This window comes from Roseobacter litoralis Och 149 (assembly GCF_000154785.2).
GTDB lineage: Bacteria > Pseudomonadota > Alphaproteobacteria > Rhodobacterales > Rhodobacteraceae > Roseobacter > Roseobacter litoralis.
Genome location: NC_015730.1, coordinates 3,762,538 through 3,773,573, shown reverse-complemented (window position 1 = coordinate 3,773,573; position 11,036 = coordinate 3,762,538). Strand labels below are relative to the sequence as shown.

Below are 11,036 nucleotides of genomic sequence, written 5' to 3'. Positions count from 1 at the left end.
CTACATCGCCAGCATGGGGGTATCGGCCACCAGAGTGCCCTCATGGATGTAGAACGGGTAAACCATGTTAGAACGCGAATTTGTCTGATCCACAGTATAGTCCAATGACACCCGCATCTTGCCACCCATCCAGTCTGTTGTATCCACGCTGACTTCATGCAGCGTGATGCGCGGTTCGAAAAAGAGAATGGCCTGTCGGATGGCAGTTTCGATTGCGGCTTCTGTTTCTCCATCGTTGGTTTCAAACACATAGTCATGCAGGCGGCAGCCATAAGCAGGCTGCATGATCCGTTCTCCGGGTCGGGTTGCCATCAGAATACACAGGCTTTCTTCGATATCCGGTTCGGATTGAACCATCTGAACCTCGCCGGTTGCCGGGTCAAAGGTGGGTGGGAAATGCCAGCCGCGTCCCAGAAAGCCCGGATCATTCTCCGACATATCAACCTCCTATGATCACTGTTGGTGCGCCAGCGACGATACTGCCACCGTGCGATGTCGTATCGCCCATGCGTGCAGCCGGTTTGCCGCCGATCAATACGGTTGCCGAACCCTTCGCAATTGTCGCTGGGGGGCCGACGCAAATGCAATTGTCCCCCACGACGGCGGCAGGCATCTTGGCGATCAGGACGGTTGCCTCACCCGGTCCCGCAATGATGCCGCCCACATGTGGGACAATGCCTGTCACCATCGGACAGGTCTGCATATCGGTTAGTCTTGCTGCTGGTGGCATTTCCCCCGCCCCCTTTCCAATTGATGTTAGTTTATCATCACCATGGCGCCTTCGATTTTTGTCTGACCGCCCGCCGATACCTCAGCCGTCGCACCGCCAGAGCCGGTAAATCCGATCTGTCCCTCGCAGGTCACGTTTTGCCCGGATATTGTCGCGTCCATTGTGGCCTCAGCCTCTATTTTGCCCGTTGCGGTCAGCGTGATGTCGTTGTCTGAGGTCAGCGCGATGCCCGAGCTATCCATGACGATGGCATTGCCGTTCATGTCTTCCATGCTGAAACTGCTCTGCTCGTCATCCATGACCAGTTTGTGACCACCCGGTGTTTCAACGGTAATGATCTTCTTTTCATCATCAAAGATCACCTTCAGTTTTTCGCGCGTCACTATCGTTTTGATTTTGTTTTCTTCGGTTTCTATTTCAGGGCGTTTTGCTTTGTCGTTGTGCAGTGATCCGACGATAACCGGCGCATTGGGGTCCGCGTTCAGAAATGCGACAATCACCTCGTCATCCACCTCCGGGAGAAACTGGATGCCCGCCCCGTCCGACGCATAGGGTTGCGCATAGCGCGCCCAGACATCCGCACCATCCGCACCTATCATCGGGAGAGAGATCTGAATGCGCTGCTTGCCCAAGGGATCGTCTGTCAGTTGAACGACCTTTCCAATCTGGAGTCCATGGATCGGGGTTGTTATGGCCTCAGCCGCAGGGGCAGCCAGACCAACGCTGTCGCTGGTCCAGTCGGGCGGCAAGCCCAGCCGCGTTTGCGTGGTCCACTGGCCGGACTCGATTGTGTGAGAGACCGCCGTAACCAGACCGTCGCCGCCAAAGCGCTTCCCCGTGTTGGAAATTTCAAGAACATCCAACGGCCAGATTTTACCGCAGCCCGGGAAAGACACCGTACCGGAAACAGCCGCCAGTTCAGACCGCATGACGCGGGCATTGGCCATCTCCTTGAGGTCTGCTGCATCCACTTCGCGTGATGTGCTTATCTTGTGCGCACGATCCCCGAGGTTTTCTGCGAAACTTTTGTACTTGGTTTCTCCAAAACTGAGCTTTGGCTTGTAACTGCTGGGGCCTGACACGCGCTCCTGGCTGGCTTCATCCCATGCGTCCTGTGCGGCATCCTTGATTGAGCGACTGCTATCCAAAGAGATGTCAAAATCGATAATGTCATTGCCGAAAGTTACCAGCAACGCTGATTCAACCGAACTGTCCGGCTTGGTGACCTTGATTTCTCCGTCCTTGACGGCCAGCACAAAGCCGTTTCGATCGGCCAGCAAGCGGAGAAAGTCCCAGTCGGTCGCGCCGATGCGCAACTGCGTACCTACGCTGGTTTCGACTTTGTCAACGTCACTCGTTAGCCCAGCTTCCGTGATTATTCCTTTCATCACATCGCTATCGTTCATCTCTTCATAAGGTGCCGAACTGCGTGTTTCGGTCAGCTTGAGAGCCTTGTCACGACACATCACTTCCAATCTTGCGCCCTGTTGCGCGTCGAGCCGGGCGCGCTGCGAGATCACAATGCCTGTGAACAGTTTCTGATATCCGGAATCGCCAAACCCTGCGCTGATTTCAATTTTAACACCCAGACCAAACAGATCACTGTCCAATTCTTCGAACTCGTCAATTTCCACAGAGTCGGATTGAATGACAACCGTCGCCTCGGGAATACGGTTGAGTTCATATGTGACGTAAATCGCCTGGATCGACAGATAATCAGGTACTTCGTCACCATCAGCTTTCACTGAAATGGTAAGCGGGCCATCTGAATTGTCTAATGGGCTTGCTGGCATGGCTTTTTATCACCTAATCGGCGGGAAACGAAGCAGTGTGTTTGGCTCCAGATCCCTAAAGCTGTCTAAGTCGTTGAAGGCGGCAATAGTGAGGTATTTGCCCGCGTCCTTGTAAATACGGTAGCAGAGCATCGGGAGAGTATCGCCGCTTTGCACACGCACGACATGGGTCAGATCGGGCGAGCGCCGTTTGGCCTCCAGCGCCTCTTGCGCCGCGGTTCGGGCCTCGATGAAATTCATCGTAATCTTGGCGCGCAAGGCGGTCCCATCGGGATGAAACAACGTATAATCCACGGCCATGTCGGTCAGCCTGCCGAAAAACGCCTTCAGGCCCTTTCCCCAGATGATCTTGACGGCCGTTGGCTCGTGTTCATCACCGTCATAGTCATAGACGATCTTGCGCAGTTGATCGATCTGCGCGGCAACCGTCTTTCCCTTGGCGTCCGGCACGACGCCTGTCCCATCTACGGTGATCGAAAAACCGATCTTTTCAGGATCAGCCATCGAGTACTTGGGCACTGTGCCCGACTTTCCAACGGGCGCATCCTTGTTGTTTTTGGTGCCGGTATATTGAAGCGAATAGTTGTGCTTATAGCTCTCCGGGTTGATCGTCGCCTGAAATGTGTTCGCCGCCCCGCTTTTGGGTTCGATCTTGCTCGATTTGATCGCACATTTGATGATTTTGAGCTTGGCCACTGATCAACGCTCCCGCGCGCGGCGCGCCGCTTGTTCCAGCTTTTGATCCACTTCGCGCAACACTTCGTGCCTGAGTGCTTCGAACGCATCACTCAGGTCGGGTTGCGCCTGCGCGGTGTCCGGCTCGGCGGGGCCAAAGCGGCCTTTCAAGACCAGCGTTCCAATCTCGACAGCCATCAGGTTTTCCTCTTCAGGGTAGTGTAGGCCAGTTCGATTGTTTCGACGGCCAGTTCATTTTTCATCGCGTCAAATCCTCCTACCGTCCACTTGACCGGATAGGCGTTCCCGATGGACCAGACGGCCACCGGGTCACGCTCTTCATTCAACAACGACACCGTAATGTCCTTGGGTTCGATTGGTTTGGCCAAGTCGTTTTCGATCGTGGCCTTGCACCACTTCACCAGACCGCTGTCCGTTGTCGTCATCCCACGCTTGAGCTTGAGATTGCCCTGTTTGAGAGGCTTGGGCAGTTGGTGAACGAAGCGGTTCTCGCCCCCTTCAACCAACGCTTCGGTCTCGAGGCCGCTTTCAAGGCCGGACACCTCCTGAAACGCCATGTCCGGCACAGCGGGCGTTCCCCCCACGAACATGACCGAAAAATGAAACGCAACAGGCGGGTTAAGCGGATCCATAGGCGTCAGGCGTTCTCGATAACAAAGCCTTCGTGCGCGATCTCGATGCTTTCCACCGCGACCTCATTGCCCTCAGCTTTTAAATCGGTGCCCGTGACCTTGATCGGAAAGGCGTTTTGAACCTTCCACACCATCGTCGGCGCTTGCGCTTCATCCAGCAAAGAAATCGTGATCGCCTTGCGTTTGATCACATTCATCTTGATTTCTGTAAACCAGTCAAACAACGCATTGTCTTTGACGAATACGCCCTTTTTCATGGTGATGTTGCTGTATTTGATCATGCCCGGCATTTTGATCTTGGAGAAAACCGGGTTGTTGCCTGCGCGGTATTCAAGTGCTTCGGACTCGATGTCGAGACCCGAGACTTCCTGAAAAGCCAGTTCCGTGTCGTCCCATTTTACCTGAAAGTGGAACTTGGGAAGCGGCCAGATTGCTGTTGTTTGGGCGGAGCCATCATCTGCCATAATTCTTATCCTTCTTTTTCAATTCTTATGATTTCTGCATTTGTTGCTGGAACGTGATCTCGATGAATTCCGCAGGGCGCGTCACGGCCACCAGCACGGTGATCAGCAATTTGCCTTCCAGAATATCCACCGGCGTCATCGTCTGACCCAGACCGACATGGACACTGAACGCATCCGTTGGCACCGCGCCTGCAAGGCCGCCCGCTTTCCAGACTGACGTCAGGAAGTTTTCGATCATCGACCGGATTGTCACCCATGTCTGCGCCGTATTGGGTTCAAACACATAGGCTTTTGCGGCCAGCCGGATTGATTCCTCGATCATGATCATGGTGCGGCGCACGTTGATATAGCGCCAGTCCAGCGAGTTGCCGTCAAGCGTTCGCGCGCCCCAGACCAATGTTCCTTCGCCCACAAACGGCCGGATCGCATTGATCGATTTGCCTGTTGTCGAAACGTTGAGGTTTTCTTGCTGTGCATGGTCGATGTTGACCATCGGTCCCGTCACCCCGGCAACGGACACATTCGCAGGCGCTTTCCAGACGCCACGCGTGTTATCCACTGCCGTGTAGATACCGGCCATCGCCGCAGCCGGTGGCATGGTGTTCATATATTTGGTGATGGCGTTCATGACATCGGTGTATAGCGGCGCAACGACGCGCATCGTCTTGTCGATTGTCTTAGCGGCTTGATCATCGGTCGCATCGTCTCCGGAAATACCGTCGATGAGGATTTTGATCTCCTTAGGCTTGGACAACTCGCCACCTGCCATCAGTTTATAGCGCACTGATGTCTCCGCCCGGTCGAGTGCCGGGTCCGGTGTGAAGACGATGGCCTCTGTGCCTTTGACTTCCCAGACGCCGATGTCCTTACGGGTCAGCGTTTTGTCTTTGAACGCGACAACGACAGCGGCCTTCGCGTCCGCAAGTTCCTTGTTCGCCTTCTCTTTCGCCTCATCCGTTGCATTATCCGGAAGGGCCAGGATCGCTTCAGTCGCGCTTTTGACCGCGTCATCCTCATTTTGACGTGCCACCGCGTCGATTTCATCGGCACCAAGCAAGACGACGTTGTCGATCGTTACACCGTCTTCCGCGATAGGAATCGTCACGGGCTTTTTCTTTTTTACATCTGGCAAAGCAAGTACGTCACTGCCGATCATGACAGCGATCTTACGGGCAGATGTCTGAACGCCTTCATTATCGGTGATCACCAGCTCGAAAAAGCCGTCGCCGCCGGACGCGTCGGTGTGCACGTAGCGCACTTTCTGATCGTCGACGTCTTTTTGAGTGAATTCATACGCCGGGTCGGCTTCTTTGAGCGCATCATCGGTTGCGTTCTTTGCGGCGACGACGATCTTGCCCTTCATATCCGCGACCAAATCGGTAGCAGCCTCTTTGTCAGTTGCATCCTTGGGAGCGCCGACAACCTTGTATTTCAGCTCTGCGGCGTCTGCCAGATCGTCCGCTGCGTGGATGTCTGACCCTTTGATGACAGATATACCGCCCGCCGTTACGGAGACCGTAAAGTCACCGGATACCACGGCCGTGCCCACTTTCAGGATCTCGGGTACGATTGCCTTGTCCATTTTGACACTGGTCTTCAGCAGCGAAATGAACGTGTTGCGGCTTTTTTTCAGGTTTATGTTTTCAAAGCTGAAGTCGCGCGACTGATAGACAGCGCTGTCGAGCCATGGATAGTAAGCGGCACCATAATCAAGATAGCTGGTGCCAGCATCGTTGCGGAAACATTTGATAGGGTCGCCGCGCGGGCTGCGTTCATCGAGATACCCACCGTGGATGTCCAGAATGGCAAAGCGGTTCTTCATCGTATATCCACAATGCGCCAACATCTGTTGTTGCACCTTGAGCGAATTCTGGCGGTTCAGACGGGTGGTCTCAGGAATGACCAGCATCGTCGGTTCAGGCTCTTTTTCCAGCCGGGTAATGGCTTTGAGCATCGCGCCTGAATCAATCTGATCTTTGTAGGACCCGATCGAGGTGACGTAACATGTGCCGCCCCCATTCAGGAAAAAGGCGCGCATGGCACTATAAAGCGTGAATGCGGTGTTGGTCTGAATAAGTTCGTATTTTACGGGACCAGCCGGGCCGTCAACGGTGAACACTGCCTGCGGCAGCTCGGCGGCTGTCGCCATATCGGCGTCGTCGCCATAAGGCTGCGGGGATGCTCGCTCTTCAAATGGCTTGATGTCAAAAATGGGCTCAGACGCGCCACCGAAGTAGTTGTGAAACTCCGAGATTGAGGTGATCTTCATCGGAATTTCGTGCAGGGATACGTTCCCGTTCACTGCTTTTTCGGTATAGCCGATAAACGCCGGAACCGCCGTGGCGACCTGTACGACGGAGTTGGGAAAGGCGCTTTTTTCGACAATGTAGACGCCGGGGGTTTTCATGACCATGCTGCGGGTCCTCCTTTAAAAGATCGAGACGTAGATGTCAGATTGAATGATTGCGCCTGTCCCGTCCGGGGCTGGCACAGTAGCGAAAAGTGGCTGCGGCGTGGGCAGCACAGGAATGAGAGTGCGCGGGCCGAAGGGGCCCGGTTTTGACAAGCTGAAGCGCTGTCCGGGCCGTGCGCGCGCTGGCAGAGCATCGCTGGAGCGCAGGACATTCGCGGGCCTGCCATCGGGCAAGGTTGTCACCCCCAAGGGGGCAAATGATACTCTGCCTTCTGAATCCTCGATCATCACTTCGTCATTTCCGGGACCAATCACGTGATAGGCCCAATGCGATGACACGGCTTTGAATGTGACGTGCACTTTGCGATGAACGCCGGGTGTGATGTCTATGATCAACTGCGCCAAGCGCCAGTGACCGGGCGTTTGTGTCGGCATCACCTCTGGTCTGACCGGGTCCAGCGTCGCATGATCCGTGCCCATTGGCAGGTCAATCTGCGGGACCTGCTTCCAGTCCCCACCGGCTGTTACCGTGATCACATCAGCGCTTTGAATATGCAGGTCAATCGCGATCTGCGGTGGCAGCCCGGTTGCATCATCTTCAGCAAGAACAAACCCTTTGGTCCCCTGTTGACGCAACAATAGCCCGTCCTTGTCAAAGCTGCGCGCATCGTTCGGGCGCAGCGTGACTGGGGGCATGTTCGGGGCATAGTATTCATGCTCCATCGTCAACTCGACGAGTACGCCCCACCCCATCAGCCTGCCTCCGCTTTGGCGGAACTTGCGGGTGCACGGATCAGCGGTGTGATGGATTTGACAAGACCTGCGTCTATGATGACGGAGCGGACTTTAAACATGACCGAAGGTACATACCGCCCGCCGAGGTTGCCCCATAACTGGCCAATCTCTTCAACCTTGAGGTTTGCAATATCAATGGATAACTGCGAAATGCCTGCGGGCATTTCAGGTGTGTTTTGAGGTGTCATGACTGAATTGGACTGAAAAAACATCAGCGCCGCAGACACGAGCTTCAGCCCTTCCTCATAGATCTCGGCATCATGTCCGGAGGCGAGCATAAAGTAGATATCAAGATGGACGGGGGGCGACTGCCCGATTTGAGCAACACCACGCGTGGTGGTGTTTCTGGGCATGCTGTCCTGTGCAAGGTTGGTCACAAAGATGGTCAGTCGGTTGCGCGCCTCCGCTGTGGGTTTGCCTTCTGCATCATTCAGCGGTCCGATCGTCACAAGATCCTCGGGAACCGAAAAGAGCGCTGACAGGTGCGCGTTCAACCGGTCACAAATGAGCTTGAGCGTCAGATCAATCACAGGGCTGACCCCTGTGTTGCTAACATGGAAACGAAACAGATGTTGCCGCGAGACAAATGGCGAAAATACACCAGCCCACCTTTCTAGGAAATTTGACGTAGCGTAACCTGAAGTTGTCTAAAAGCAACCAAACTCTCGTAAATTTTGACTTTTTTACGGGAGCGGAATTTTCCCATGCAACTCTTGGGCGCATTTCTTGGACGAGGTACCAGAGGTCTTAAATCGGCTGACATAAAAATAATGACGTGATATTAGATAGATAAGCAATCGTCTGACATTTTTGATACCCGTTTGTCCTACTGCCCGACTTGCACGCTTGGCGGTCACGCTCGAAAATATCATCACGACAGCGCAAGGGGGCGTATCGGCATTTGAGAAGTGTGCAACAGACGCCAGGACGACGGATTCCAGATCAATTTTGGTGCTGGAACCTCCTTATGGAAAGCACCACGAACGTACCTGATCTACGAGAATTAAACGACGTGGGAGCGGGTGGGGCGAGCAGCCGTTTTCTGCTCAGAATATGGTGACGCCGGTCGCTCGATGTTCCGACATTTCCAACTTACAGGCTGTCAGCAAGATGCCTCGGCGTAAATCCCATATCCCCACCGGGGTGGGCACAGCGGCGTCAGTATTGCATCGAACCTTCTCGCAAGGCTATTGTGTAATAGCCAGCTCTCAGGGAGAACACTCTCGCACCCGATCCGGCGGAGGTTAAAGCCTGCCGCCGCAAGTTCCTGCACCAGTTTTTCGGGATCGAACAGCTGGTAATTCAATACAACGTTCTGGCCATCACCTGTTTGTCGCGTATAGCGCACCAACCCACAGCCTTCCTTGTTCATGGCTTGTTCAGCGCGAAATCGGCGGGCTCTGTTCGGTACTGATATCAACAGCCTGCCAGTCTCAGGTTTGAGGGCGTGGCGCATGCGCAGCAAGGCATCCGCGCGTGCTTTTTCATCCGTAATATGACCGAGAACGCCAAACAGGCAGAGCACCAGATCCATTTTCCCAAACGCTTGCGTATGGTCTGAAATGTCAGTGTCTGCAGGGCCGAGAATGTGCAAGTCGTGCCATCCGGCCTGCGCTGCACGCTCGCGGATTGTGTCCAACGCGGCCGGGCTCACATCGAAACCAGCGGCACGCGCAACGCGCCCTTGTAGTCGCATCAGATAGCGCCCACTGCCGCAGCCGAAATCAAGAACGGCAGAGCCTGCATGCAAAAACTGCTCAATCCGCTGCCACATAATCCGGTTAGGGCTTGGATACCGCAGGTCGTAAAGGCCAGATGAAAAGTAGAGCTGGTAGGATGCCTGTGTCGTTGCGTCGACCTTGGTGACTGACTGAATCTTGGATGATGGAGGCTTTTTCCCCTGCGCCGTCAATTTGGCGACACGCTGCCTGTGCCGAGCTCATCTTCGATACTCTTGCGCCAGTTCCTGTTGCGCATCTCACGGATCAGTGCGCGGTCAATATCGCGTCGCATGCTTTGCGGCACCGAAGCGCGCGAAATACCCCAACCGTATGGTTCATTGCGGTATACGGTCGGCAAGACCGAGATTTTATCGCCGTAAGTGTCCTGACGGCTCAGATAAGTGAGTGCAATCCAATCACCAAGGACTCCGTCCACCTCGCCTTTGGCAAGCAGATTTGCGGCCTTGGGCCAGCTCGACACCAGTGTCACATGCCCCTTCAGCGCGGGGTCTTTATCAACGGATATATCTTCGCGTTCTGGGTCTTCGGGTCGGCAGGTGAGTTGCGCAACGCGTTTTTTCAGTGCTTCGGCCTCTGCAGAATTCGGGTCTGCCTCCTGAAGGCGCTTGCGATATTCGACCAAAAGCAGGTTTTGTGACGTCGAGCAGTCGAGTGTCGCAATCGACATTTCAGTAAGCGATTGTGCCGCAACCTTTTGTTGTCCACCGACAGAGCCGACAAAAGCGGATGTCAGAACCCCGAGCAACGTCGCTGACAAGGCGGTTCCAACCACTGCCAAGAAAATCTCCAGAACTTTTGCCATGGCTGTGCTGTATCCATCGCCAACACCGCGCAGGCCAATTGTGCGAATAATCGATTCAAGGATCGAACGCAGCCACACGGAAGCGGACGTGTGCTCGCCGTCTGCATTTTTGGCAAACAACAGCCAGCGGATCAGGAAGGCCATCAACAGATTGAAGCTCAGGAAAAGCAGTACGGCGCGCGCGACAGTTGGATGGAAGACTGTTTCTGATACGATATCCTTGGCTTGGGAGAAGTCGATCGCGTTTGACGGGGGCAATGCCAGGGCAATGCCGGAAGACAGGTATTGCTGGGAGAAATCATACGATAGCATCCGCTCGGACGTGATGGTGAGCGGTGCAATCACAATGTCGATGCGACCACTTACCAGCCCGATTTCCTGGCCATCAATGGTGTTACAGGGCACGAAACTAACGTTTGGCGCAACGGATCTGCCTTCTGCATCGAGGACGGACAACGAGCGTTCTACATTTCGCCACAGATCATATGCAAAGCCAGCAGGTGCACCATCCGCCTTGAAGTAAGAAAACGGCCTTGCGTCATCACGCATCGCCACGATGATATCCCCTTCCGGTCGGACATCGGGACAGGCATGGGCAATTGGCGCAAAGGTTCCAATCGCGCAGGACAGTATCAGGACAAACAGGACGGCGCGGGTCATCGCTGGCTTCTTCTCATTGTATTACTGTTATGAATGCAACTGTTTAAACGTGTGTAAATGCAATATACCTCAACCCTAGGTCACTTTTGCGTCTCAAGGCAAGAAAACAATTCTGGGTAGAATCTCGGTTGAAGAAAGTGCCGAGCAGAGGGGTCAACTCCACTTGAATTAGCTGCTTAGAAAGTTTTCTGGCGTCAAGCTGTCGAAAACGATCATCATCTCGACGCATCGCCACGTTCTGAGCTGCAGGCGTGCAAGTTCCTGCATTTATTTTATCATGCGCGGGCAGCGTTTGGTCGCGTGAAACAC

At 54.4% G+C, this 11,036-nt stretch carries 12 protein-coding genes; all 12 read right to left on the bottom strand.

Annotated features, from left to right (window positions below; all coding sequences use genetic code 11):
• Positions 1-438, bottom strand: a complete 438-nt coding sequence (locus RLO149_RS18080; RefSeq protein WP_013963528.1) for a GPW/gp25 family protein — start codon at positions 436-438, stop codon at positions 1-3.
• 1 nt (position 439) lies between these two features.
• Positions 440-730, bottom strand: coding sequence for a PAAR domain-containing protein (locus tag RLO149_RS18075; RefSeq protein WP_044025425.1), 291 nt, complete (start codon positions 728-730; stop codon positions 440-442).
• Positions 731-756: 26 nt separating this feature from the next.
• On the bottom strand, positions 757-2,523 hold the full coding sequence (gene vgrG, locus RLO149_RS18070) for a type VI secretion system tip protein VgrG (RefSeq protein WP_013963527.1): 1,767 nt from the start codon (positions 2,521-2,523) through the stop codon (positions 757-759).
• A 9-nt stretch (positions 2,524-2,532) separates the two neighbouring features.
• The gene (locus RLO149_RS18065; RefSeq protein WP_013963526.1) at positions 2,533-3,219 is read right to left on the bottom strand and encodes a CIS tube protein; all 687 of its coding nucleotides are present in this window, start codon (positions 3,217-3,219) and stop codon (positions 2,533-2,535) included.
• Positions 3,220-3,222: 3 nt separating this feature from the next.
• Entirely contained in the window at positions 3,223-3,396 is a 174-nt protein-coding gene (locus tag RLO149_RS23970) for a hypothetical protein (RefSeq protein WP_013963525.1), read from the bottom strand.
• Positions 3,396-3,851, bottom strand: a complete 456-nt coding sequence (locus RLO149_RS18060; protein ID WP_013963524.1) for a phage tail protein — start codon at positions 3,849-3,851, stop codon at positions 3,396-3,398. Before RLO149_RS18060 ends, RLO149_RS23970 begins: the two co-directional genes overlap by 1 nt.
• 5 nt (positions 3,852-3,856) lie before the next feature.
• Positions 3,857-4,315, bottom strand: a complete 459-nt coding sequence (locus RLO149_RS18055; protein ID WP_013963523.1) for a phage tail protein — start codon at positions 4,313-4,315, stop codon at positions 3,857-3,859.
• A gap of 25 nt (positions 4,316-4,340) precedes the next feature.
• Positions 4,341-6,728 (bottom strand): phage tail sheath C-terminal domain-containing protein, encoded by a 2,388-nt coding sequence (locus RLO149_RS18050; RefSeq protein ID WP_013963522.1) that lies wholly within the window; start codon positions 6,726-6,728, stop codon positions 4,341-4,343.
• Between the two features lie 15 nt (positions 6,729-6,743).
• Entirely contained in the window at positions 6,744-7,481 is a 738-nt protein-coding gene (locus tag RLO149_RS18045; RefSeq protein WP_013963521.1) for a hypothetical protein, read from the bottom strand.
• The gene (locus RLO149_RS18040) at positions 7,481-8,053 is read right to left on the bottom strand and encodes a Pvc16 family protein (RefSeq protein WP_013963520.1); all 573 of its coding nucleotides are present in this window, start codon (positions 8,051-8,053) and stop codon (positions 7,481-7,483) included. Before RLO149_RS18040 ends, RLO149_RS18045 begins: the two co-directional genes overlap by 1 nt.
• A 572-nt stretch (positions 8,054-8,625) precedes the next feature.
• On the bottom strand, positions 8,626-9,297 hold the full coding sequence (locus tag RLO149_RS18035; RefSeq protein ID WP_013963519.1) for a class I SAM-dependent methyltransferase: 672 nt from the start codon (positions 9,295-9,297) through the stop codon (positions 8,626-8,628).
• A gap of 134 nt (positions 9,298-9,431) precedes the next feature.
• On the bottom strand, positions 9,432-10,727 hold the full coding sequence (locus RLO149_RS18030) for a transporter substrate-binding domain-containing protein (RefSeq protein WP_013963518.1): 1,296 nt from the start codon (positions 10,725-10,727) through the stop codon (positions 9,432-9,434).
• Positions 10,728-11,036: the final 309 nt, after the last annotated feature.

Bases quoted from the DNA above. Each gene is read 5' to 3' on its own strand.
- vgrG (WP_013963527.1), bottom strand. From the start codon at position 2,523: ATGCCAGCAAGCCCATTAGACAATTCAGATGGCCCGCTTACCATTTCA.
- RLO149_RS18030 (WP_013963518.1), bottom strand. From the start codon at position 10,727: ATGACCCGCGCCGTCCTGTTTGTCCTGATACTGTCCTGCGCGATTGGA.
- RLO149_RS18035 (WP_013963519.1), bottom strand. From the start codon at position 9,297: ATGTGGCAGCGGATTGAGCAGTTTTTGCATGCAGGCTCTGCCGTTCTT.
- RLO149_RS18080 (WP_013963528.1), bottom strand. From the start codon at position 438: ATGTCGGAGAATGATCCGGGCTTTCTGGGACGCGGCTGGCATTTCCCA.
- RLO149_RS18055 (WP_013963523.1), bottom strand. From the start codon at position 4,315: ATGGCAGATGATGGCTCCGCCCAAACAACAGCAATCTGGCCGCTTCCC.
- RLO149_RS18050 (WP_013963522.1), bottom strand. From the start codon at position 6,728: ATGGTCATGAAAACCCCCGGCGTCTACATTGTCGAAAAAAGCGCCTTT.
- RLO149_RS18045 (WP_013963521.1), bottom strand. From the start codon at position 7,481: ATGGGGTGGGGCGTACTCGTCGAGTTGACGATGGAGCATGAATACTAT.
- RLO149_RS18075 (WP_044025425.1), bottom strand. From the start codon at position 730: ATGCCACCAGCAGCAAGACTAACCGATATGCAGACCTGTCCGATGGTG.
- RLO149_RS23970 (WP_013963525.1), bottom strand. From the start codon at position 3,396: ATGGCTGTCGAGATTGGAACGCTGGTCTTGAAAGGCCGCTTTGGCCCC.
- RLO149_RS18060 (WP_013963524.1), bottom strand. From the start codon at position 3,851: ATGGATCCGCTTAACCCGCCTGTTGCGTTTCATTTTTCGGTCATGTTC.